24 protein-coding genes are annotated in these 21,918 nt (G+C 68.4%); 20 read left to right on the plus strand and 4 right to left on the minus strand.

Going from position 1 to position 21,918, the window contains the following annotated elements; genetic code table 11:
• The first annotated feature begins 70 nt into the window (after positions 1–70).
• The 9 genes from map (at position 71) to truA (ending at position 5,962) form a co-directional block, all read left to right on the plus strand.
• The gene (map, locus tag ACH4FH_RS01090) at positions 71–913 is read left to right on the plus strand and encodes a type I methionyl aminopeptidase (RefSeq protein ID WP_398553606.1); all 843 of its coding nucleotides are present in this window, start codon (positions 71–73) and stop codon (positions 911–913) included.
• Positions 914–1,092: 179 nt separating this feature from the next.
• The gene (gene infA / locus ACH4FH_RS01095) at positions 1,093–1,314 is read left to right on the plus strand and encodes a translation initiation factor IF-1 (protein ID WP_003956442.1); all 222 of its coding nucleotides are present in this window, start codon (positions 1,093–1,095) and stop codon (positions 1,312–1,314) included.
• A gap of 60 nt (positions 1,315–1,374) precedes the next feature.
• The gene (gene rpmJ / locus ACH4FH_RS01100) at positions 1,375–1,488 is read left to right on the plus strand and encodes a 50S ribosomal protein L36 (RefSeq protein ID WP_003956441.1); all 114 of its coding nucleotides are present in this window, start codon (positions 1,375–1,377) and stop codon (positions 1,486–1,488) included.
• Positions 1,489–1,688: 200 nt separating this feature from the next.
• Complete coding sequence (gene rpsM / locus ACH4FH_RS01105; RefSeq protein WP_129295752.1) at positions 1,689–2,069, plus strand: 30S ribosomal protein S13; 381 nt, start codon at positions 1,689–1,691, stop codon at positions 2,067–2,069.
• 101 nt (positions 2,070–2,170) lie between these two features.
• Positions 2,171–2,575, plus strand: coding sequence for a 30S ribosomal protein S11 (gene rpsK, locus ACH4FH_RS01110; protein WP_004571845.1), 405 nt, complete (start codon positions 2,171–2,173; stop codon positions 2,573–2,575).
• A gap of 26 nt (positions 2,576–2,601) precedes the next feature.
• On the plus strand, positions 2,602–3,228 hold the full coding sequence (rpsD, locus tag ACH4FH_RS01115) for a 30S ribosomal protein S4 (protein ID WP_398553607.1): 627 nt from the start codon (positions 2,602–2,604) through the stop codon (positions 3,226–3,228).
• A 109-nt stretch (positions 3,229–3,337) separates the two neighbouring features.
• On the plus strand, positions 3,338–4,360 hold the full coding sequence (locus tag ACH4FH_RS01120) for a DNA-directed RNA polymerase subunit alpha (protein ID WP_003956430.1): 1,023 nt from the start codon (positions 3,338–3,340) through the stop codon (positions 4,358–4,360).
• A gap of 128 nt (positions 4,361–4,488) precedes the next feature.
• Positions 4,489–4,980, plus strand: a complete 492-nt coding sequence (rplQ, locus tag ACH4FH_RS01125) for a 50S ribosomal protein L17 (protein WP_398553608.1) — start codon at positions 4,489–4,491, stop codon at positions 4,978–4,980.
• Positions 4,981–5,086: 106 nt separating this feature from the next.
• The gene (truA, locus tag ACH4FH_RS01130) at positions 5,087–5,962 is read left to right on the plus strand and encodes a tRNA pseudouridine(38-40) synthase TruA (RefSeq protein ID WP_398553609.1); all 876 of its coding nucleotides are present in this window, start codon (positions 5,087–5,089) and stop codon (positions 5,960–5,962) included.
• A gap of 88 nt (positions 5,963–6,050) precedes the next feature.
• Here the strand turns inward: truA and ACH4FH_RS01135 are convergent, their stop codons facing one another.
• Positions 6,051–6,917 (minus strand): hypothetical protein, encoded by an 867-nt coding sequence (locus ACH4FH_RS01135; protein WP_398553610.1) that lies wholly within the window; start codon positions 6,915–6,917, stop codon positions 6,051–6,053.
• Positions 6,918–6,973: 56 nt separating this feature from the next.
• On the opposite strand from ACH4FH_RS01135, the gene ACH4FH_RS01140 reads away from it, so the two are divergent.
• From ACH4FH_RS01140 to glmM, 5 genes are all read left to right on the plus strand, one after another.
• Positions 6,974–8,602: an ABC-F family ATP-binding cassette domain-containing protein gene (locus tag ACH4FH_RS01140; RefSeq protein WP_398553611.1), complete on the plus strand. Its 1,629-nt coding sequence runs from the start codon at positions 6,974–6,976 to the stop codon at positions 8,600–8,602.
• A 24-nt stretch (positions 8,603–8,626) separates the two neighbouring features.
• Positions 8,627–9,898: a glycosyltransferase family 87 protein gene (locus tag ACH4FH_RS01145; RefSeq protein ID WP_398553612.1), complete on the plus strand. Its 1,272-nt coding sequence runs from the start codon at positions 8,627–8,629 to the stop codon at positions 9,896–9,898.
• A 241-nt stretch (positions 9,899–10,139) separates the two neighbouring features.
• Complete coding sequence (rplM, locus tag ACH4FH_RS01150) at positions 10,140–10,583, plus strand: 50S ribosomal protein L13 (RefSeq protein ID WP_398553613.1); 444 nt, start codon at positions 10,140–10,142, stop codon at positions 10,581–10,583.
• A 43-nt stretch (positions 10,584–10,626) separates the two neighbouring features.
• Positions 10,627–11,145: a 30S ribosomal protein S9 gene (rpsI, locus tag ACH4FH_RS01155; RefSeq protein WP_393892685.1), complete on the plus strand. Its 519-nt coding sequence runs from the start codon at positions 10,627–10,629 to the stop codon at positions 11,143–11,145.
• A 141-nt stretch (positions 11,146–11,286) separates the two neighbouring features.
• On the plus strand, positions 11,287–12,693 hold the full coding sequence (gene glmM / locus ACH4FH_RS01160) for a phosphoglucosamine mutase (protein ID WP_398553614.1): 1,407 nt from the start codon (positions 11,287–11,289) through the stop codon (positions 12,691–12,693).
• Positions 12,694–12,982: 289 nt separating this feature from the next.
• Here glmM and ACH4FH_RS01165 read toward each other — a convergent pair whose 3' ends face one another.
• From ACH4FH_RS01165 to coaA, 3 genes are all read right to left on the minus strand, one after another.
• On the minus strand, positions 12,983–13,708 hold the full coding sequence (locus tag ACH4FH_RS01165) for a hypothetical protein (RefSeq protein ID WP_398553615.1): 726 nt from the start codon (positions 13,706–13,708) through the stop codon (positions 12,983–12,985).
• Between the two features lie 96 nt (positions 13,709–13,804).
• Positions 13,805–14,806: a DUF389 domain-containing protein gene (locus tag ACH4FH_RS01170; RefSeq protein ID WP_398553616.1), complete on the minus strand. Its 1,002-nt coding sequence runs from the start codon at positions 14,804–14,806 to the stop codon at positions 13,805–13,807.
• 55 nt (positions 14,807–14,861) lie between these two features.
• The gene (coaA, locus tag ACH4FH_RS01175; protein ID WP_398553617.1) at positions 14,862–15,851 is read right to left on the minus strand and encodes a type I pantothenate kinase; all 990 of its coding nucleotides are present in this window, start codon (positions 15,849–15,851) and stop codon (positions 14,862–14,864) included.
• Positions 15,852–16,155: 304 nt separating this feature from the next.
• Here coaA and ACH4FH_RS01180 point away from each other — a divergent pair, with 304 nt between their 5' ends.
• The 6 genes from ACH4FH_RS01180 to ACH4FH_RS01205 all read left to right on the plus strand — a co-directional run bounded on the left by ACH4FH_RS01180 (position 16,156) and on the right by ACH4FH_RS01205 (position 21,821).
• Entirely contained in the window at positions 16,156–16,341 is a 186-nt protein-coding gene (locus ACH4FH_RS01180; RefSeq protein ID WP_398553618.1) for a hypothetical protein, read from the plus strand.
• Positions 16,342–16,634: 293 nt separating this feature from the next.
• Entirely contained in the window at positions 16,635–16,958 is a 324-nt protein-coding gene (locus tag ACH4FH_RS01185) for a hypothetical protein (protein ID WP_398553619.1), read from the plus strand.
• On the plus strand, positions 16,955–18,121 hold the full coding sequence (locus ACH4FH_RS01190) for a WXG100 family type VII secretion target (protein ID WP_398553620.1): 1,167 nt from the start codon (positions 16,955–16,957) through the stop codon (positions 18,119–18,121). The genes ACH4FH_RS01185 and ACH4FH_RS01190 overlap by 4 nt, the downstream gene beginning before the upstream one ends.
• A 272-nt stretch (positions 18,122–18,393) precedes the next feature.
• Complete coding sequence (locus ACH4FH_RS01195; RefSeq protein WP_398553621.1) at positions 18,394–19,461, plus strand: hypothetical protein; 1,068 nt, start codon at positions 18,394–18,396, stop codon at positions 19,459–19,461.
• A 139-nt stretch (positions 19,462–19,600) separates the two neighbouring features.
• Positions 19,601–21,448: a glutamine--fructose-6-phosphate transaminase (isomerizing) gene (gene glmS, locus ACH4FH_RS01200; protein ID WP_398553622.1), complete on the plus strand. Its 1,848-nt coding sequence runs from the start codon at positions 19,601–19,603 to the stop codon at positions 21,446–21,448.
• A gap of 4 nt (positions 21,449–21,452) precedes the next feature.
• Positions 21,453–21,821, plus strand: a complete 369-nt coding sequence (locus ACH4FH_RS01205) for a holo-ACP synthase (protein ID WP_398553623.1) — start codon at positions 21,453–21,455, stop codon at positions 21,819–21,821.
• Positions 21,822–21,918 lie beyond the last annotated feature (97 nt).

Genomic DNA, 21,918 nt, shown 5'->3' on the forward strand with positions numbered 1-21,918 from the left:
CGCGTGGTGCCGGTCGGCACGCGCGAAACGCAGTTGTCGTAATCGTCGGTTCAGGAAGGCGTCAGGCGCCATGGTGGAGATCAAGACCCCGGAGCAGATCGCGAAGATGCGCGAGGCGGGGCTGGTGGTCGCCGCCATTCACGCGGCGACGCGGGAGGTCGCGGTGCCCGGCGCCTCGACCAAGGACCTGGACGACGCGGCCCGCAAGGTGCTCGCCGAGCACGGCGCGAAGTCGAACTTCCTCGGCTACGGCGGCTTCCCCGCCACGATCTGCACGTCGGTGAACGACGTCGTGGTCCACGGCATCCCCGACGCGGAGACGGTGCTCAACGACGGCGACATCATCTCCATCGACTGCGGCGCGATCATCGACGGCTGGCACGGCGACGCCGCGTACACCGCGTTCGTGGGGTCCGGTCACTCCCAGGAGCTGGTCGAGCTCAGCCGGGTGACCGAGGAGTCGATGTGGGCCGGTATCGCGGCCGTCGCCAAGGGCAACCGGCTGGTGGACATCTCCAAGGCGATCGAGGGTTACATCCGGCGCCAGCCGCGGCCCGCCGGCGGTAAGTACGGCATCGTCGAGGACTACGGTGGCCACGGCATCGGCTCGCAGATGCACATGGACCCGCACCTGCTGAACTACGTCGACCGCAAGCGCGGCCGTGGCCCCAAGCTGGTGCCCGGTTTCTGCATCGCGATCGAGCCGATGGTCAATCTGGGCACCGCCAAGACGCACGTCCTCGAGGACGACTGGACGGTCAAGACGAACGACGGCAGCTGGTCCTCGCACTGGGAGCACTCGGTGGCGCTGACCGAGAACGGCCCGCTGGTGCTCACCGCCGTGGACGGCGGCAAGGCGAAGCTCGCGGAGCTCGGAATCACCGTCGCGCCGGACCCCGCGGCCACGGCATAGGGGTCCCGGGGAGGGCCGCTGGGCTTAAGGATCACGCCTGGTGGGCAATAATCGTGGATTCGTCTTTTCGATAGCGCTGACGTAGACTGACGCGTCGGCTCTCGTGCATCCGTGTGTCTGCTTCTCGAAGCGGCCTCCGCAGGAGAGCTGATCAAGGTAGCCGATTCGAAAGGCGAAGCGTGGCCAAGAAGCAAGGTGCCATCGAGATCGAGGGCACCGTGATCGAGTCTCTGCCGAACGCGATGTTCAAGGTAGAACTCCAGAACGGTCACAAGGTCCTCGCGCACATCAGCGGCAAGATGCGGATGCACTACATCCGCATTCTCCCTGATGACCGGGTTGTGGTGGAGCTTTCTCCCTACGACCTGACGCGTGGCCGGATCGTCTACCGCTACAAGTAGATCTTGTCGCCGCCCCGCTCCCGTGGGGTGACGGCACTGACCCGGAGAACCTCACATCCCATGAAGGTCAAGCCGAGCGTCAAGAAGATCTGCGACAAGTGCAAGGTGATCCGCCGTCACGGCCGGGTCATGGTCATCTGCGACAACCTGCGCCACAAGCAGCGCCAGGGCTGACGCACGCCGACCAACCTGCATTTCGCAGTACTTCGCGCGACGCAAGCACATACGTACATACGCAGTCACCCGACCCCCGCATCTGTTGCGTGGGGACGACACCCCCGGCTCGGAGGCCGGGGACCCGGCTCGTAATTCTGAAGAGTTTTACGGGAACGGTGCTGCGGAAGACCTCCGAATAGCCATCAGGAGCCACATCAATGGCACGCCTCGCAGGCGTTGATCTCCCGCGCGAAAAGCGTGTGGAGGTCGCCCTCACCTACGTCTTCGGTATCGGGCGCACGCTGTCGCAGCAGACCCTCGCCGCCACCGGCGTGGACCCCAACACCCGGGTCCGCGATCTGGCCGAGGAAGACCTGATCAAGATCCGCGAGTTCGTGGACAACAACCTCAAGACCGAGGGTGACCTCCGTCGCGAGATTCAGGCCGACATCCGCCGCAAGGTCGAGATCGGCTGCTACCAGGGTCTGCGTCATCGTCGCGGTCTGCCGGTGCACGGTCAGCGCACCAGCACGAACGCCCGTACCCGCAAGGGTCCGCGTCGCGCGATCGCCGGCAAGAAGAAGCCGGGCAAGAAGTAGTCCTCACCGGACGCACTGCGGTGTTCCGGGGGCCACCCCCAGACCGCCGCAGGCCATCGCGGTCCGAGTAGTAGGACCGACCACCTCCACGGGAGTAATGAATGCCTCCGAAGGGCCGTACGGCCGGCGCCAAGAAGGTGCGCCGCAAGGAGAAGAAGAACGTCGCCCACGGGCACGCTCACATCAAGAGCACGTTCAACAACACCATCGTCTCGATCACGGACCCCACGGGCAACGTGATCTCCTGGGCCTCTGCCGGCCACGTCGGCTTCAAGGGCTCGCGCAAGTCCACCCCCTTCGCCGCGCAGATGGCCGCCGAGTCGGCCGCCCGCCGCGCGCAGGAGCACGGCATGCGCAAGGTTGACGTCTTCGTCAAGGGTCCCGGCTCCGGCCGTGAGACCGCGATCCGCTCGCTGCAGGCCACCGGCCTCGAGGTGGGTTCGATCCAGGACGTCACCCCCACCCCGCACAACGGATGCCGGCCGCCCAAGCGCCGCCGCGTCTGACCAGCTGACGTAGGAGACAAAACAATATGGCGCGTTACACCGGGGCCGACTGCAAGCGTTGCCGTCGGGAGAAGCAGAAGCTGTTCCTCAAGGGCAGCAAGTGTGAGAGCGCAAAGTGCCCGATCGAGATTCGTCCTTACCCCCCGGGTGAGCACGGACGCGGGCGCACCAAGGACAGCGAGTACCTGCTCCAGCTTCGTGAGAAGCAGAAGTGCAGCCGTATCTACGGTGTCCTTGAGAAGCAGTTCGTGAACTACTACAAGGAAGCGAACCAGAAGACCGGCAAGACCGGTGAGAACCTTCTGCGCATCCTTGAGACTCGTCTCGACAACGTGGTCTACCGGGCCGGCTTTGCCAAGTCCCGCGACCACGCGCGTCAGCTGGTCCGTCACGGACACATCAACGTGAACGGCCGCAAGACCGACATTCCGTCGGCTCGTGTGGCGGCGAACGACATCATCGAGGTCCGCGAGGGCTCTCGGAACCTGACCCCGTTCGCGGTGGCGCAGGCCGAGGCCGGCGACCGGACGGTTCCGGCCTGGCTGGAATCGATCCCGTCGAACCTCCGGGTCCTCGTGCACAGCATGCCCGAGCGCCAGGTGATCGACACCCAGGTGCAGGAGCAGCTGATCGTTGAGCTCTACTCCAAGTAAGAGCTGAATGGTCTGGGCGGTACGGAGCCAATGGCGCCGTACCGCCCGTACCCTTTGAAGTACAGCGGACGTCAAATAGCGGGCGTCCACGACTGAAGGATCGAACACCATGCTGATTGCTCAGCGTCCCTCGTTGACCGAAGAGGTCGTCGACGAATACCGCTCCCGGTTCGTGATCGAGCCGCTGGAGCCGGGCTTCGGCTACACCCTCGGAAACTCCCTGCGTCGTACGCTCCTCTCCTCGATCCCGGGTGCGGCGGTCACGTCCATCCGCATCGACGGTGTCCTGCACGAGTTCACCACCGTGCCGGGCGTCAAGGAGGACGTCACCGATCTCATCCTCAACATCAAGCAGCTGGTCGTCTCCTCGGAGCACGACGAGCCGGTCGTGATGTACCTGCGCAAGCAGGGTCCCGGCCTGGTCACCGCTGCTGACATCGCGCCCCCGGCCGGTGTCGAGGTGCACAACCCGGACCTGGTCCTCGCCACGCTCAACGGCAAGGGCAAGCTGGAGATGGAGCTGACCGTCGAGCGCGGTCGCGGCTACGTCTCCGCCGTCCAGAACAAGCAGGTGGGCCAGGAGATCGGCCGTATCCCGGTCGACTCCATCTACTCGCCGGTGCTCAAGGTCACGTACAAGGTCGAGGCGACCCGTGTCGAGCAGCGCACCGACTTCGACAAGCTGATCGTCGACGTCGAGACCAAGCAGGCCATGCGTCCGCGTGACGCCATGGCGTCGGCCGGTAAGACCCTGGTCGAGCTGTTCGGTCTGGCGCGCGAGCTCAACATCGACGCCGAGGGCATCGACATGGGCCCCTCGCCCACGGACGCCGCCCTGGCCGCCGACCTGGCGCTGCCGATCGAGGAGCTGGAGCTCACGGTCCGCTCCTACAACTGCCTCAAGCGCGAGGGCATCCACTCGGTGGGCGAGCTCGTCGCCCGCTCCGAGGCGGACCTGCTCGACATCCGCAACTTCGGTGCGAAGTCGATCGACGAGGTCAAGGCGAAGCTGGCCGGCATGGGCCTGGCCCTCAAGGACAGCCCGCCCGGATTCGACCCGACCGCCGCTGCCGACGCCTTCGGCGCCGACGACGACGCGGACGCCGGGTTCGTGGAGACCGAGCAGTACTGAGCCTGTCCGGCTGAGGTCCGGGGCGTGTCCCCGGGCCTTCGCCATGTGAATCTTCCGCGGGGCGGCCGCCTCGTGGGAACTGACACCGGTACCTGATACGGCCGGTGCAGCAATGAAGGAGAAACACCATGCCGAAGCCCGCCAAGGGTGCCCGTCTGGGCGGCAGCGCCGCGCACGAGCGTCTGATGCTGCGGAACCTGGCCACCGCTCTCTTCGAGCACGGTCGCATCACGACGACCGAGGCCAAGGCCCGTCGTCTGCGCCCGTACGCCGAGCGTCTGGTGACCAAGGCGAAGAAGGGTGACCTTCACAACCGCCGTCAGGTCATGCAGCTGATCTCGGACAAGAGCGTCGTGCACACGCTCTTCACCGAGGTCGGTCCGCGGTTCGAGAACCGCCCGGGTGGCTACACCCGTATCACCAAGATCGGTAACCGTCGTGGCGACAACGCTCCCATGGCTGTCATCGAGCTGGTGGAGGCGCTGACCGTGGCCCAGCAGGCCACCGGTGAGGCCGAGGCCGCCACCAAGCGTGCGGTCAAGGAAGACGCGCTGAAGAAGGACGAGGCCGTCGAGGCCAAGGCCGACGAGGCGCCGGCCGAGGAGTCCAAGGACGCCTGAGGCTGTCTGTAGTGCGCGGACGGGTCCGTTCCCTCTGGGGAGCGGGCCCGTTCCGTACGTCCGGGGGCAGGTCTTTCGAGGGTGTGGGTTTTGAGAGGATCGCGGCGTGAGCGATGAGGTGGAGCCCGGGTACGTGCGGGTGCGGCTGGATCTTTCCTATGACGGGAAGGACTTCTCGGGCTGGGCGAAACAGCGCGAGCGGCGCACCGTGCAGGGCGAGGTGGAGAGCGCGCTGCGGACGGTGACGCGGTCGGACGAGACGTATGAGCTCACGGTCGCAGGGCGGACGGACGCGGGGGTGCACGCGCGCGGGCAGGTGGCGCACGTGGATCTGCCGGAGGCGGTGTGGGCCGAGCACAGCGACCGGCTGCTGCGCCGGCTGGCGGGACGGCTGCCCAAGGACGTCCGGGTGTGGCGGGCCGTGGAGGCCCCGTACGGCTTCAACGCGCGGTTCTCGGCGATCTGGCGGCGCTATGCCTACCGGGTGACCGATCACCCGGGCGGTGTGGACCCGCTGCTGCGCGGCCATGTGCTGTGGCACGACTGGGAGCTGGACGTCGACGCGATGAACGCGGCGTCGCAGGCGCTGCTGGGGGAGCACGACTTCGCGGCGTACTGCAAGCGGCGGGAGGGCGCGACCACGATCCGGACGCTGCAGACGCTGCGCTGGGAGCGGGGCGCGGACGGGATCGTCACCGCGACGGTGCGGGCCGACGCGTTCTGCCACAACATGGTGCGGTCGCTGGTCGGCGCACTGCTGTTCGTCGGGGACGGGCACCGGCCGGTCGAATGGGCGGGCAAGGTGCTGGCCGCGGGGGTGCGGGATTCGGCCGTACATGTGGTGCGGCCGCACGGGCTGACGCTGGAGGAGGTCGGCTATCCGGCCGACGATCTGCTGATGGCCCGCAATCTGGAGGCGCGGAACAAGCGCACCCTGCCCGGTGCGGCGGGGAGCGGGTCCGGGGCGGACGGCTGCTGCTGAGGCGGCCGAGGGGCCCCGCGCCCGCGGGCGCCACCCGGGAGAAGGGCGGCGCCCGCGTGGAGGGCGGCTCAGGGCCGCCCGGGGCGGCTCAGGACTGCTTCTGGGCCCGTTCCCTGGCTTCCCTCGCCTGCTGCTGGCCGGCCTTCGTCGCCTGGTCCTTGCCACGCTGGGTGATCTGGTTGAAGGCGTACGCCGCGCCGTCCCCGCCGATCCGGCGCGCCTGGGCCTCCGAGCCGGTGACGGGCTTGCCGTTGGTGAAGCCGGAGATCGTGAAGTAGGCGTAGCGACCGGTGGCGTTGGTGTTCATCAGGCATTTCGTGCCCTGGCAGAAGGACGCCGGGACGCCGCCGCCGGCGAGCGGGGCGAGATTGGGCTTGGTCTGGTTCTTGACCCGCTCCGCCTTCGCCGGGGAGTCGAAGACCGCGATGCCGACGGTGACCGCCATGCCGCCCTTGGAGTACGTGGCGCGCAGCAGCTGTGAGCACCCGTTGTGGGCCAGTACGGAGCCGAGGGCGCCCTGGGCGGCGGCGGTGCAGTCCTTGGTGGAGGCGGTCTTCGTGCGGGTGTAGGTGTTCTCGCCCACGACCATCTTCTGCTGCGGGAAGAGAGTGGCGGGGGTGAGGGGCGCCTTGTCCTTCGCCGGGTCGGAGATGTAGTCGCGCGGGTTCGGCGGGGGCGGGACGGAGACGTCCGGGAAGGACGGTTTGTCGTCCGGCTCCTCGGTCAGACCGGACGCCGAGGGCGGCGCCGACGCGCTGCCGCCCTGTGGGTCACTTCCGCTGGTCATGACCGCGGCGGCCACGATGCCGGCCACCACGACCGTCGCGAGCGCACCTCCGCCGATGTACATCCAGCGCTTGCGGCGGGAGCGTGCTTCGCTCTCCGCGGCGAGCGCGTCCCAGTCCGGGGTCGATCCCCCTGGGCCGTCGAACGGCCCCCCTTGCCCAAAGCTCATGCCGCGCATCCTAAACCGATTGGTGGAATGGGCGGTGGGCCGTGAGAATCCAGCCCATGGGACATCTTGAAGCCGGGCATCTGGAGTACTACCTGCCGGACGGGAGGGTCCTGCTGGGGGATGTGTCCTTCCGGGTCGGGGAGGGCGCCTCGGTGGCGTTGGTGGGGGCCAACGGCGCGGGGAAGACGACGCTGCTGCGGCTGATCGCGGGGGAGCTGCGGCCGCACGGCGGGGCGGTGACGGTCAGCGGCGGCCTGGGGGTGATGCCGCAGTTCGTGGGGTCGGTGCGGGACGAGCGCACGGTGCGCGATCTGCTGGTGTCCGTCGCACAGCCACGGATCCGGGAGGCGGCCGCGGCGGTGGACGCCGCCGAACTGGCGATCATGACCTCGGACGACGAGGACGCGCAGATGGCATACGCGCAGGCGCTCAGCGACTGGGCGGAGGCGCGTGGCTACGAGGCCGAGACGGTGTGGGACATCTGCACCACGGCCGCGCTCGGCATGCCGTACGAGAAGGCGCAGTGGCGGCAGGTCCGGACGCTCTCCGGGGGCGAGCAGAAGCGGCTGGTGCTGGAGTCGCTGCTGCGGGGCACCGACGAGGTGCTGCTGCTGGACGAGCCGGACAACTATCTGGACGTGCCCGGCAAGCGGTGGCTGGAGGAGCAGCTGCGCGAGACCCGTAAGACGGTGCTGTTCGTCTCGCACGACCGGGAGCTGCTGGCCCGCTCCGCGGAGAAGATCGTCAGCGTCGAGCCGGGGCCCGCGGGCTCCGACGTGTGGGTGCACGGCGGCGGCTTCGCGACCTACCACGCGGCGCGCAAGGAGCGCTTCGCGCGCTTCGAGGAGCTGCGGCGGCGGTGGGACGAGAAGCACGCCCAGCTCAAGAAGCTGGTGCTGTCCCTGCGGCAGGCGGCCACGGTCAGCCATGAGCTGGCGTCGCGCTATGCGGCGGCCCAGACGCGGCTGCGGAAGTTCGAGGAGGCCGGCCCGCCGCCGGAGCCGCCGCGGGAGCAGGACATCACGATGCGGCTGCACGGCGGCCGTACCGGCGTCCGGGCGATCACCTGCGAGGGGCTGGAGCTGACCGGCCTGATGAAGCCCTTCGACCTGGAGATCTTCTACGGCGAGCGGGTCGCGGTGCTGGGGTCGAACGGCTCGGGCAAGTCGCACTTCCTGCGGCTGCTGGCCGGCGACCAGGAGAATCCCGTGGCGCACTCCGGGAAGTGGAAGCTGGGTGCCCGCGTCGTCCCGGGGCACTTCGCGCAGACGCACGCGCATCCCGAGCTGCTGGGCCGCACGCTGCTGGACATCCTGTGGACCGAGCACGCCAAGAACAAGGGCCAGGCGATGTCGGCGCTGCGGCGCTACGAGCTGGAGAAGCAGGCGGAGCAGCGCTTCGAGAAGCTCTCGGGTGGCCAGCAGGCCCGCTTCCAGATCCTGTTGCTGGAGCTGTCCGGTACGACGGCGCTGCTGCTGGACGAGCCGACCGACAACTTGGACCTGGAGTCGGCGGAGGCGTTGCAGGAGGGACTGGAGGCGTACGACGGCACGGTGGTGGCGGTGACGCACGACCGCTGGTTCGCGCGGTCCTTCGACCGGTTCCTGGTCTTCGGGCAGGACGGGCTGGTGCGGGAGACCCCGGAGCCGGTGTGGGACGAGCGCCGTGTCGAGCGGAAGCGCTGAGCGGGCGGCTCATAGCCTGACCGCATGACTGCGGACGAAGCGGGCATTTCTGACGTCAAGGGAATCTCTGAACCGGCCCGGGCGGGCGGGCCGGGGCGCGCCGCGGGAGGCGATCCGACGCCGGTCGGCTGGCTGCTGGCCCCGGCCTCGTGGGTGCTGCGGGCGGTCGCGCTGGGTCTGCTGGCCGTACTGGGCGTCCAGATGTACCGCACCAGCCCGAACGTCGGGATGGACAACGACTTCGTGGTGCGGGCCGCCCGGACGTTTCTGGACGGCGGGGCTCCGTACGCCGACAAGCGGTTCCTGTACCTGCCCAGCGCCGTCCTGGCGGCGGTGCCCGAGGCGCTGCTCTCCCGGGGGCAGCTGCGGATGCTGGTCCTCGGCGTGGGGATGTCGGCGGTGCTCGCGGGGTGGTGGGCGTCGCTGCGGATCTTCAAGGTGGCGTCGGGCAGCCGGCTCGCGGCGCTCGGCGTCGTCGGGCTGGTGTTCTTCGAGCCGTTCCGCAATGTGGTGAACATCGGCAACTGGACGCTGGCGTCCGTGGTCGCACTGCCGCTCGCCCTGTTGTGTGCCCGGCGCGCGCGGTGGGTGACGGCCGGGCTGGTGGTCGGGCTGGCGCTGGCGGTCAAGCCGATGCTGGTGCCGCTGTTGCTGCTGTTCGTCTTCGCACGCCGGTGGCGGGCGCTGGCGGTGGCGCTCGTGGTGCCGGTGGTGGCGTCGGTGCTCGCGGCGCTCATGATGCCGCGGCCGGGGATGTTCTTCACCCGTACGCTGCCGTTCCTGCTCGACGGGCAGGATGCCTTCGCCCGGCCGTTCGACGCCTCGCTGGGCATGATCCTGACCAGGCTGGGAGTGCCGGAGACGCTCGCGTACGGGGCGGCAGCGGCGGTGGCCGCGGTGGGCGTGGGCTGCGCCTGGCTGCGCTGGCGGCGGGGTGAGCGCGGGCCGCGGCGGCTGGCGGAGACCGCGGCCATGCTGATGCTGGCGGCGTTCCTGGTCTCCCGGCCGTCCTTCGACCACTACCTGCTGGTGGTGCTGCCGCCGCTGCTGGCGTCGGTGGCGGTGGCCGGCTCGGTGCCCCGTACGGTGTGGTTCTGGGTGGCGCTGGTGCCGCAGGTCTCCGGCTTCGCCTGGCCGCATCTGGAGGCGATCCAGCGGCGGGCCTTCCGGGACGCGGCGACGCTGTGGCTGCTGGCCGCGGTGACCGCCCGCGGTTGTGTGCGGCGGCGGGTCGTGCCGACGGTGACCCCGGTAGAGCCGGGTCAAGATCGTACGCCGGTTCGGGGCGCGTTTTGACCCGTACGGGGTCGGGTCGGTATTCTGCGAGTTCGTTATGCGTATTGGCTTGCTCTATCTCACGTGAGGGGGCCCTTACGCGGTCCACCGGGCAGATGACCGGCGGCGGACGAACGGGTTGCGTCACCCGTAGTGCTGCCAGTGCCGTTGTGATCGACCGTGGTGACCAGTACAGGACCCTTCCCCGAGGCCCTCAGGGCCGACGGGAAACCCCACCTCTGAAGAAGCGAAGGCTACGACCGTGCGTACGTTCAGCCCCAAGCCCGGCGATGTTCAGCGCCAGTGGCACATCATTGACGCGCAGGACGTTGTCCTGGGCCGTCTGGCCACCCAGGCCGCGTCCCTCCTGAGGGGCAAGCACAAGCCGGTGTACGCGCCGCACGTTGACACCGGTGACTTCGTCATCATCGTCAACGCCGACAAGGTGCACCTCTCCGGCAACAAGCGGAGCCAGAAGATGGCCTACCGCCACTCCGGCTTCCCGGGTGGTCTGCGCTCCGTCCGCTACGACGAGCTGCTCGACAAGAACCCCGAGAAGGCCGTCGAGAAGGCCATCAAGGGCATGCTCCCCAAGAACACCCTCGGCCGCCAGATGCTCTCGAAGCTGAAGGTCTACGCGGGCGCCGAGCACCCGCACGCTGCGCAGCAGCCGGTCCCGTTCGAGATCACCCAGGTCGCGCAGTAAGTCCGGCCACACCCCCTAAGACGAAAAGAATCTGAGGAGCATCGTGGCCGAGACCACTCCCGAGACCCCCGTCGTCGAGAACGAAGACGTGGCCGTCGAGGAATACACCACCGAGACCGAGGTCGTGGAGTCGGAGTACACCTCCGAGTCCCTCGCCTCCCGCTTCGGCGACCCGCAGCCGGCTGCCGGCCTGGGCCGTCGCAAGAACGCCATCGCCCGCGTCCGGATCGTTCCGGGCACCGGTCAGTGGAAGATCAACGGTCGCACCCTTGAGGGCTACTTCCCCAACAAGGTGCACCAGCAGGAAGTCAACGAGCCCTTCAAGGTGCTCGAGCTCGACAACCGCTACGACGTCGTCGCCCGCATCTCCGGTGGCGGCATCTCCGGCCAGGCCGGTGCGCTGCGTCTGGGCGTTGCCCGTGCGCTGAACGAGGCGGACGTGGACAACAACCGCGCCCCGCTGAAGAAGGCCGGCTTCCTCAAGCGCGACGACCGTGCGGTCGAGCGCAAGAAGGCCGGTCTCAAGAAGGCCCGCAAGGCGCCGCAGTACAGCAAGCGCTAACCGCGCTCGCTGCAGCTTGCAGCTCTTGGCGAACGCCCCGGTGGCACTTTCCGTGCAGCCGGGGCGTTCGGCTTTCCAAGACCAGGGGCGTATACCTGGACTTCAGTCTCTGGTCCAAGCTCATCTACTCGGAGGACACCAGTGGGACGACTCTTCGGCACGGACGGTGTGCGCGGTGTCGCCAATGCGGATCTGACGGCGGAGCTCGCGCTCGGCCTGTCGGTCGCTGCGGCGCATGTACTCGCCGAGGAGGCTCCAGGGCGAAGCCCCGTAGGCCAAGGGGGGCGGGCCGCCGACGGAACGGCTCTCGAAAGGCACCGCCCGGTGGCGGTCGTCGGGCGTGATCCACGCGCGTCCGGGGAGTTCCTGGAGGCCGCGGTCGTCGCGGGCCTGGCCAGCGCTGGTGTCGACGTCCTGCGGGTGGGTGTGCTCCCGACCCCGGCGGTCGCGTATCTGACCGGCGCGCTCGGCGCCGACCTCGGCGTGATGCTCTCCGCCAGCCACAACCCGATGCCCGACAACGGCATCAAGTTCTTCGCCCGCGGCGGCCACAAGCTCGCCGACGAGCTGGAGGACCGCATCGAGGAGACCTACCGGGGCCACAGCACCGGTGCGCCGTGGGACCGGCCGACGGGCGAGGGCGTGGGCCGGGTCACCGTCTACGACGAGGGCTTCGACAACTACGTCGCGCACCTCGTCGGCGTCCTCCCCAACCGCCTGGACGGGCTGAAGATCGTCATCGACGGTGCGCACGGCGCGGCGTCCCGCGTATCGCCCGAGGCGTTCGCCCGGGCCGGTGCCGACGTCATCACCATCGGCACCGACCCCGACGGCCTGAACATCAACGACGGCTGCGGCTCGACCCATCTGCAGCTGCTGCGCGAGGCCGTCGTCGAGCACGGCGCCGACCTGGGTGTCGCGCACGACGGCGACGCGGACCGCTGCCTGGCCGTCGACCAGGACGGCAACGAGATCGACGGCGACCAGATCCTGGCCGTCCTCGCCCTCGGCATGCGTGAGTCCGGCGCGCTGCGCAAGAACACCGTCGTCGCCACGGTCATGTCCAACCTGGGCTTCAAGCTGGCCATGGAGCGCGAGGGCATCGAGTTCCTCCGGACGGCGGTCGGCGACCGCTACGTCCTGGAGGAGATGAAGGCGGGTGGCTACGCGCTGGGCGGTGAGCAGTCCGGGCACGTCATCGTGCTCGACCACGCCACGACCGGCGACGGCACCCTGACCGGTCTGATGCTGGCGGCTCGTGTCGCCGCGACCGGCCGGTCCCTGGCCGACCTGGCGGGCGTCATGGAACGGCTGCCGCAGATCCTCATCAACGTCCCCGACGTCGACAAGTCGCGGGTCACCACCTCGCCCGAGCTGACCTCCGCGGTCACCGAGGCGGAGCGGGAGCTGGGCGCGACCGGCCGGGTGCTGCTGCGTTCCTCCGGCACCGAGCCGCTGGTCCGGGTGATGGTCGAGGCCGCCGACATCGAGCAGGCGCGGTCGGTCGCCGAGCGGCTCGCGGATGTCGTGAAGTCGGCGCTGGGATAGCGCCTGGTGGAATGCCGGCAGCGGGCCCGCTCTCCTCGTCCGAGGGGAGCGGGCCCGCTGTCGTATCTGTGGGGTGAGGCGGCTGAAGGGCGAGATCGTCGATGACCTGTTGCTGATGCATCCGGCATGGGCATGGGGCATGGGGTTGCACCCGCTCATCCACCGACCCGGTGTGCGCAGCCGGATTCGACCACGTGACTTCGTCTCTGTTCCGGAGGCGGAGAAGCTGCGGTCGAGGCTTCGGCTCTGACGCAGTGTAAGTCTTGCGGTTCACCGCGAGCGCGGTCCTTCAGGCGGGGTGTTGCGCCTGCGCCGGCTGATGGTCCAGAACGTCGCACAGGTAGTTCAGCTTCTGCTCGATCTGTTCCGCCCGGAGCCGCCCCCGATGCCAGGTGATCAGATCGTTTCCCTGGAATCGGAGAGGCTCCTCCTTGGCCCGAGGGTCGGAGGTGAGGAACTGCGCCAAAGGGCCGGTCAGGGCATTGCGCGCGGCTTCTTCGTCGTTGGCGATCAGGCGAAATGCCTCGTCGAATTCGGGGTCGCCCAGCTCAATCACCTTGCCGCCGCCGAACAGGGCGTCCGCGCGCGCGTTCACCTTGTCCAGTGCCCGCGGCCGTTTAATGACCATCCGAGGTACGGAGGTCGCCGACGTCACGGCGAATACCGTGGAGCGCTGCACCGTGCTCGGACCGTCCGCGTCCATTCCGCGCGAGTGGTACTCGAAGCAGCAGATGGAGCGACCCCGGAATTCGCCGACGATTTGGTCCACAATGGGGATATTGGTGCCCTTCATGGGCAGTGGGCCCCCGCCGCAGTAGCGGTCTCCCTGGCCGGGAGCCCAAGCAGTGTGGCTCCATCCCCGGCTTGCCACCAACTGGAGCAGCTCTTCCCGCTGTTGGGGGCTTTGGTTGTCCCTTTTATTCACGTACCGCGCGACCCAGATGAACAATCCGAAGAAACCGGCGATGAAAAGGAACAAGCCGACAATGATGAGTGTTTCCCATGGCTCGCTCATGCGGCATGAGTATGTCGGACGGCCCGACGAACTCATGTGCCGGGGGCGGCCGGTGGGAGGGGTCGCCCCCGTTTGCCCCGCTCCGCAGATGCCCCTTCAGGGCCTGCCGTCGCCGGGGCCTCGGCCGTCCCCGCTCGTCCCGTCGGTCACCCCGGCCGTGGCCGTGGCGCCGCGTCGCCGTCGCTGGCCTGCCCACAGTGCTTTCTGCGCCAGCAGGGTGGCCACCCCGGCCAGCACGATGCCCACGAGGTTGAGCAGCAGTTGCTCCGACGAGCCGCGAGCCTGGCCGAACTGCCCGTAGCTGAGGGCGACCGCGGCGTTCGCGGCGGCCGGGACGGTGGTCACCGAGATGGCCACACCGACCAGCGCGCCGGACTTGGAAGAGGTCAGCGAGAGGACACCGGCGATGCCGGCGAGGACGGCGACGACGAAGGAGAACCAGTCGGGCCGGTAGATGAAGTTGGTGTTGGGCCGGGTCGCCTTGAGGGCCTCGGCCCCGAAGAGTCCGACCGCGTCCATGAAGAACGCGAACCCGACCGTCACCGCCATCGCCACCGCGAAGCCGACGACCAGCGCCACCAGGGAGCGCCAGGCCAGCCGCGGGGCGCGCTGCACCAGCGCCGTACAGATGCCGGCCACCGGGCCGAACTCCGGGCCGACGGCCATCGCACCGACGATCAGGATCGCGTTGTCCAGGACCACGCCGCAGGCCGCGATCATCGTGGCGAGCGTCAGGAACGCCAGGTAGGTGACGGAGAGGGTGGACTCCTCGTGCGTGGCGTCGGTGAGCGACTCCCACAGGACGGCGTCGGCGCCCTCGCCCGGTGCGTCGTCCTCCGCCCGGTCGGCGCGCCGGGAGAGCGACAGGTCGATGTTCTCGACCGCGATCGAACCGGCCCGGTCCAGCCCCAGCGCCCGCAGCTCTGCCAGCAGCCGGTCGCCGGCCTCGCGCGCCACGTCGCACAGCACCACATCGCCGTGCGGATCGCGGGCGGCGCCGGTCAGGACGACCAGGTGGGCGGTGCCGACGGTGTCCTCCAGCAGCCGCACCACCTCGTCCGTACTCTCCGTCGGGACGATCAGGCGCAGATGAAGCACGGGACAGGCTCCCAGGGGTCGTGGGTGGGGACGGGGCTACGGGCGGCGCCTGCGGTCAGAGCTTGCGCAGGGACAGCCGCTGCACCTTGTGGTCGGGGCCCTTGCGCAGCACGAGGTTCGCGCGGCCGCGGGTGGGCGCGACATTCTGCTGGAGATTGGGCTTGTTGACGGTGCGCCACATCATTCGGGCGTAGTCCAGGGCCTCGCCCTCGGAGACCTGGGTGTACTTGCGGAAGTAGGAGAACGGGTTCTGGAACGCGGTCTCGCGGAGCTTGCGGAAGCGGCCGAGATACCACTTCTCGATGTCCTCGGTGCGGGCGTCGACGTAGACGGAGAAGTCGAAGAAGTCGGCCAGTCCCAGGCGGGTGCGGCCGTCCTTGCCGGGCAGCGCGGGCTGCAGGACGTTCAGGCCCTCGACGATGAGGATGTCCGGGCGGCGTACGGTCAGCCGCTCGCCGGGCACGATGTCGTAGATGAGGTGGGAGTAGACCGGGGCGCCGACCTCGGCCTTTCCGGACTTCACATCGGCGACGAAGCGGGTCAGCGCGCGGCGGTCGTAGGACTCGGGAAACCCCTTACGGGACATCAGGCCGCGCCGGTGCAGCTCGGCGTTGGGGAAGAGGAACCCGTCGGTGGTCACCAGCTCGACCCGCGGATGCTCGGGCCACCGCGCGAGCAGCGCCTGGAGGAGCCGGGCGGTGGTGGACTTGCCGACCGCCACACTGCCCGCGACCCCGATGACGAACGGGGTGCCGGGCTGGGCGCCGTGACCGCCGCCCGCGTCGCCGAGGAAGGTGTTCAGCGCCCCGCGCAGATTGCTGCTGGCGCCGACGTAGAGGTTGAGCAGGCGGGACAGCGGCAGATAGACGTCGCGTACCTCGTCGAGGTCGATGACGTCGCCCAGACCACGCAGCCGTTCGACCTCCTCCGCGGTCAGTGGCAGGGGGGTCTTCTCGCGCAGCGCGCTCCACTGCTCGCGGGTCAGATCGACGTACGGCGAGCTGTCGGCGCGGCGGCGCTGCTGCGGATCGGTCGTCAGGGGCACGCGCCCATTGTGCGCAGCCGCGGCGGAGGGTTCATCCCGGGGTGGCTCCCCAGGGGGCGGGGGTGTGACGACACGCCGCTAAGAGTGGCTTGTACGTGTGGCAGCCGGTTGAGGATGTGGGGGCGTGGTTGGGGGTGTCTCGACCGGCATGTCTGTACCGGCCAGGTATTCGCCGGTACGGTCTGCGGCGGGACACGGCGCCGATCGCGCCGGGGCGAAGGAGGGGGTGGGCGTGCGAGCGCGCCTTTTAGGGCTGCTGCGTCAGCGGGCCCGTGAGGAGAGCCGTGGCCGGGGGAGGTCCGCCGTGCCGGACGGGTACGCGGACCGGGTGCACGCCGAGCTGGCCGAGGAGCTGCCGGACGAGGACCTGGGCGAGGATCTCGCCGACTTCCTGGAGAGCTACGAACGGGGCAGCAGGCCGGGTCCGGACGAGGAAGAGTTCCTGACGACGGTGCGGGACGCGCTGGAGCGGATAGAGCGCGGGCATTGAGGGGCGTGGGCAAGCCCGTCCAGCTGGATGCCTCACCGGGCGGTTCACGGGTCACCCGGCGACACGCGTTCACTCGGCCAGATCAAGAAAACCCGCTGACCGGATTTGTCGGGGTTTGGCGCCGGGGTAAATCCCGAAATGATCAAGGAAATATCTTTCGAGGGAAAGGCTGATTCCGTGAACTCGCCGCTTAGGCGACCTGAGATCTTGCTAGCGTGGCCCGGTCAGCTGCTCGGGGTATGTGTATGTGCATGGGCGTGCGCCCGAGCGGAGCAGTAAACTCGGGGGCTTCGATGCCAAAAGAATTCCATATTGAACCTGCTGAGCTGAAGAAGCTGGGGCAAAGCTTCGCCAGCTATGCCTATGACATTGAGAGTGCTCTAAAAGGGTTCAAGGGCAAGACGGATTCAGAGGCGATCCATGATGGATTTGGCCTCCTGACCGAGTCTGTGGAGGTCACCTCCGCTTACATCGAGCTCTCCGAGAACATGTCGGAATCGTTGGGGAAGCTCCACAAGCACCTTGATGCGATCGGTGAACTCCTTCGAGAGAATGTGAAAAACAGCGAAGAGTCGGATGAGCAGATTGCTGCCGCGTTCAGCCGGGGGGAAAAGTGAGCAACGAGGGGGTCGGCGAGGAGATCGTCGAGGCCGGGCTGGAACTCATCAATCCCGGAGGCCAGCCGGACGTGCTGCGTGCGGCGGCCACGTCCTGGCGCAATATGGGCTCCGAGTTGGAGTCGGCCTTCGACGCCCTGGACAAGAAGGTGCAGGCCACACTCGGCGAGCACTGGACGGGTGAGTCGGCGGAAGCGTTCGAGCATCACTGGAACGCGCTGAAGGCAGGAATTCAGAAGACGGAGCCTACCTTCACCCATGCAGCGAAGGGCCTTGACGACGCCGCTGACTCGATCGAAGAGGTAAACGACGAGATCCACGCGATCTACGTCGAGATCGGTGTCTCGATCGGCGTCGGAGTCGCCTTGTCCTTCGTGACGCTGGGTTTCGGTGGAGCCGCCGCGGCCGCCAACGCCACCCGCCTGGCAGCGCAGGCCGCCAGAATTTCCTCACGGCTTTCCTCAATTCTTCTGCGGATCGCCTCCGCGTTCCGGCGCGTCGCGCAACTGGCGAAAGCGCATAAATTCCTTTCGAATGTGGCTATCAACTGGGTGGGAAACACCGCGGGATCCCTTGGGGGCGCGCTCTACTCGGGAGACAAGCCGAGCGGTGCTGACCTTTGGGAGGCGACCTGGCAGGGTGGATTGGCCTCGGTTGCAGGGACTGCGCCAGGGCTCATGGCGGCAAATGGACTCGCGAGCAAATTGGGGGGCGCGGCAGACGAGGCGGCGGAGGCGGCGCAGGTAGGGTCGAAACTTGCTCGCGAAGCTGCGAGCGGAGCGGCCGGTGGCGCTGTCGGCAACGTCGCCGGAGGCTGGGCGGTCGAGGGCGTCAAATTCGCGCGCGGTGAAGAGTTCAAGGGCGAAGATTTCTGGATGGGCACCGCTGCCAACGCCGTCGGTGGCGCTGCGGGTGGCGGTGCCGTGGCAGGAGCGGGCCGCCTCGGTGGGCCGAGCGAAGGTTTCCAGGCGCCCGAAGGCTGGACGCCGCCGCCTGCGCGGGAGGGGCCCTCCATGTCGATCGACGGATCGCTGGGTGGGATCAGTGCCGGCCTGGCAGGGGCAGGCCAGGCAGTGGTTCAGGGGGATGATGAGGGGGAGGCACAGAAGACCGAGGCCCAGTCGGCGCCTCAAAATCGAAGCGTGAAGGATACTTTCGGATGACTCGGACCCGCGTCATCAATGCCTGCCTTGCGGCGGCCGGTGTGGGAATGCTGGCCGCCGTGGTGCGGGTGTTGCTGAGACCCTCCATGCCACTGCCGCGGTGGGACCTCCTGGCTTGCCTCGCGCTGACGGTGGTCGGCCTCGTGGGCGCTCTGTGGTGCCTGCGGCGGGGCTCCAGTCCGCAAGCGGGTCGGGCTGAGACCCGTAGGACCTGGTGGCCCGGTTCAAATGGCGGGTGGGTTGTCGCCGGTCTGTGGGCCACCGTCATACCTGTGGGGTTGTTCTTTTATGCTGCTCTTTCGTTCTCTCCGGAAGCCGCTCGGATAGTCGAGGCCAAGGGCGGTATCCAAGCGGTATCCGTCCAGAAGGTTCTCTCCTCCGAGTACGTCCGGAAGAAGAACTCCGCTCACTACGACGTGGTTGCTCAAGCTTCCGTGCCGTTCGATTCCGGGGTCATGGTCGAGAAAGTTGAATTCACCTCGGAACGCCAGGTGGAACGCGGCGACAAGATTTGGGCGCTTTATGCGCCTTCCTCGGTGAAGCTCGGAGTACTCGTTAACAGTGACCGTGCAACCTTGGAAGAGAAGACGGGTGGCTCCATCCACTGGGGCATCGCCATTGTCGTGCTTTTCGCGACGGTCTTCTGCCTGCTATGGGGTGCACTTTTCGGTGGCTTTTCCAAGGCGTCCCGGGGGCTGCGGCGTCCGCTCAGGAAGGGGCTTTGCCGCTCACTGCCGGTCACAGTGAAGAGCGTGGGTGTGGTGATGGACAGCTCCACGACGAGTAAGGGGGTAACGACCACCCTGCCGAAGCCCCGCGTTAAACTCGAAGGATACGATTGGGAATTCCTGCTCGATCCGGCGATCGACCCGCCGCACCTTTCCCGTGAAATCAAGGGAATTCAGGGGAACTTCTACTGGGTTAAATTTGCCGCCAACCGTCCGGGGGCGAAGAGGGTGCGCGCGATGCTGGTGCTTGAGGGGCATCGGTGTTTGCAAGGTACCCTCAGGGTTTCCGGAGATACGGAGTGCCCCGAGGGTGACCCCGTACCGGTCGCCGAATCTCTGCCCGAGGGAGACGGCCTGCGGGCGATACGGACTTACCCCGCCTGGGATCCCAAGGTGCATGCCGAGGGCCTGTGGTGGCTTGTGGCGGGTGTGGCCGCGCTCAGCGCCGTCGTCTTCGGTGTCGGAAGCTGGGGGGCGAGCGTTCTGTGTTTGGCTGCATTTGGATGCCCGTTCATCGCGCGCATGATGATTAAGGACCGCCGTACCCGGTATCTGAAGGGATTTCTCCCGGACCCCGAGCCCGAAATAAGCGGCAGTGACCCTTCCCGCTGAGTGGGTGAGCAGGCATCTCAGCAGGAATGCAGGCGCTCATCGACGTGGTGCAACTTGCCCCGTTCGCCACGGTCGGCGAACGGGGCCGATAGCTGTTCCTACATGCCACCGTGGGCGGCCCCCGTCGTAGGCTGCCTCCATGTGCGGAATCGTGGGTTATGTGGGCGGGCAGTCCGCTCTTGACGTCGTTCTCGCCGGGTTGAAGCGGCTGGAGTATCGCGGCTACGACTCGGCCGGGGTCGCCGTGCTGGCCGACGGCGGGCTGGCGGCGGCCAAGAAGGCGGGCAAACTCGCCAACCTGGAGAAGGAACTGTCGGCCCGTCCGTTGCCGGCCGGGTCGACGGGGATCGGCCATACCCGGTGGGCCACGCACGGCGGGCCGACCGACGCCAACGCGCATCCGCACCTGGACAACGCCGGCCGGGTGTCCGTCGTGCACAACGGCATCATCGAGAACTTCGCCGCGCTGCGCGCCGAACTGACCGACCGTGGGCATGAGTTGGCGTCCGAGACGGACACCGAGGTCGTCGCGCATCTGCTCGCCGAGTGCTACTCCTCCTGCGGTGACCTGTCGGAGGCCATGCGGCAGGTGTGCCGCCGGCTGGAGGGCGCGTTCACGCTGGTCGCGGTGCACGCCGACGCGCCGGACGTGGTCGTCGGGGCACGGCGCAACTCGCCGCTGGTGGTGGGCATCGGTGAGGACGAGGCGTTCCTCGCCTCGGATGTGGCGGCGTTCATCGCGCATACGAGGGAAGCCGTCGAGCTGGGGCAGGACCAGGTCGTGGAGCTGCGCCGGGACGGGGTGACGGTCACCGACTTCGACGGGGCGCCCGCGGCGGTCCGCGGGTACCACGTCGACTGGGACGCGTCGGCCGCCGAGAAGGACGGCTACGACTACTTCATGCTCAAGGAGATCGCCGAACAGCCGAAGGCTGTCGCCGACACCCTGCTGGGCCGGATCGACGCCTCGGGCGTGCTCTCCCTCGACGAGGTGCGGATCCCGCCGGAGGTGCTGCGCGAGGTCGACAAGGTCGTGATCGTGGCGTGCGGGACGGCGTACCACGCGGGCATGATCGCCAAGTACGCGATCGAGCACTGGACGCGGATCCCCTGCGAGACGGAACTGGCCAGCGAGTTCCGCTACCGCGATCCGATCCTGGACCGGCACACGCTGGTGATCGCCATCAGCCAGTCCGGCGAGACCATGGACACCCTGATGGCGCTGCGGCACGCCCGTGAGCAGGGCGCGAAGGTGCTGGCCATCTGCAACACCAACGGCTCGACCATCCCGCGGGAGTCGGACGCCGTGCTCTACACGCACGCGGGTCCCGAGGTCGCGGTCGCCTCCACCAAGGCGTTCCTGACGCAGCTGGTGGCCTGCTATCTCGTCGCGCTCTATCTCGCCCAGGTGCGGGGCACCAAGTGGGGCGACGAGATCCGGGCGGTGGTGCGCGAGCTGGCGGCCATCGGCACCCAGGTGACGCAGGTGCTCGCCACGATGGAGCCGGTGCGGGAGCTGGCGCGGGGGCTCGCCGACAAGAAGACCGTGCTGTTCCTCGGGCGGCACGTCGGCTATCCGGTGGCGCTGGAGGGCGCGCTGAAGCTGAAGGAACTCGCGTACATGCACGCGGAGGGCTTCGCGGCCGGTGAGCTCAAGCACGGGCCGATCGCCCTGATCGAGGAGGATCTGCCGGTGGTCGTGGTGGTGCCGTCGCCGCGCGGCCGCTCGGTGCTGCACGACAAGATCGTCTCGAATATCCAGGAGATCCGGGCCCGCGGGGCGCGCACCATCGTCATCGCCGAGGAGGGCGACGAGGCGGTCGTGCCGTACGCCGATCACCTGGTGCGGATCCCGCAGACCCCGGTGCTGCTCCAGCCCCTGGTGTCCGCGGTGCCGCTGCAGGTCTTCGCCTGCGAGCTGGCGACCGCGCGCGGCAACGAGGTCGACCAGCCGCGCAACCTCGCCAAGTCCGTGACGGTGGAGTGAGCGCGTGATCATCGGAGTGGGGATCGATGTCGCGGAGATCGAACGGTTCGCCGCGGCGCTGGAACGGACGCCCGAGCTGGCACAGCGGCTGTTCATCGAGGAGGAGCTGCTGCTGGAGAGCGGTGAGCGCCGAGGGGTGGCCTCGCTGGCGGCGCGCTTCGCCGCCAAGGAAGCGGTGGCCAAGGCGCTGGGTGCGCCCGGTGGGCTGCACTGGACCGACGCCGAGGTGTACGTCGAGGACAGCGGGCAGCCGCGGCTGCGGGTCCGCGGCACGGTCGCGGCGCGGGCGGCGGAGCTGGGCGTGCGGTCCTGGCATGTGTCGCTCAGCCACGACGCGGGGGTCGCGTCCGCCGTGGTGATCGCCGAGGGATAGGGCTCGACGGGCCGGCCCGGGGCGGCCCGTCGGACACCTCCGGCGCCGCGTGAACCCTCGCGTGTGGCGGGGGCCGCGCGGCGGCGGGGTGTGAGAC

Origin of the sequence: Streptomyces sp. NPDC017993, assembly GCF_044328065.1 — a bacterium.
Classification (GTDB): Bacteria; Actinomycetota; Actinomycetes; order Streptomycetales; family Streptomycetaceae; genus Streptomyces.

Bases quoted from the DNA above. Each gene is read 5' to 3' on its own strand.
- ACH4FH_RS01165 (WP_398553615.1), bottom strand. From the start codon at position 13,708: ATGAGCGAGCCATGGGAAACACTCATCATTGTCGGCTTGTTCCTTTTC.
- glmS (WP_398553622.1), top strand. From the start codon at position 19,601: ATGTGCGGAATCGTGGGTTATGTGGGCGGGCAGTCCGCTCTTGACGTC.
- rpsD (WP_398553607.1), top strand. From the start codon at position 2,602: ATGGCGCGTTACACCGGGGCCGACTGCAAGCGTTGCCGTCGGGAGAAG.
- rpmJ (WP_003956441.1), top strand. From the start codon at position 1,375: ATGAAGGTCAAGCCGAGCGTCAAGAAGATCTGCGACAAGTGCAAGGTG.
- ACH4FH_RS01145 (WP_398553612.1), top strand. From the start codon at position 8,627: ATGACTGCGGACGAAGCGGGCATTTCTGACGTCAAGGGAATCTCTGAA.
- rpsK (WP_004571845.1), top strand. From the start codon at position 2,171: ATGCCTCCGAAGGGCCGTACGGCCGGCGCCAAGAAGGTGCGCCGCAAG.
- ACH4FH_RS01135 (WP_398553610.1), bottom strand. From the start codon at position 6,917: ATGAGCTTTGGGCAAGGGGGGCCGTTCGACGGCCCAGGGGGATCGACC.
- rpsM (WP_129295752.1), top strand. From the start codon at position 1,689: ATGGCACGCCTCGCAGGCGTTGATCTCCCGCGCGAAAAGCGTGTGGAG.
- ACH4FH_RS01185 (WP_398553619.1), top strand. From the start codon at position 16,635: ATGCCAAAAGAATTCCATATTGAACCTGCTGAGCTGAAGAAGCTGGGG.
- rplQ (WP_398553608.1), top strand. From the start codon at position 4,489: ATGCCGAAGCCCGCCAAGGGTGCCCGTCTGGGCGGCAGCGCCGCGCAC.
- map (WP_398553606.1), top strand. From the start codon at position 71: ATGGTGGAGATCAAGACCCCGGAGCAGATCGCGAAGATGCGCGAGGCG.
- ACH4FH_RS01140 (WP_398553611.1), top strand. From the start codon at position 6,974: ATGGGACATCTTGAAGCCGGGCATCTGGAGTACTACCTGCCGGACGGG.
- ACH4FH_RS01120 (WP_003956430.1), top strand. From the start codon at position 3,338: ATGCTGATTGCTCAGCGTCCCTCGTTGACCGAAGAGGTCGTCGACGAA.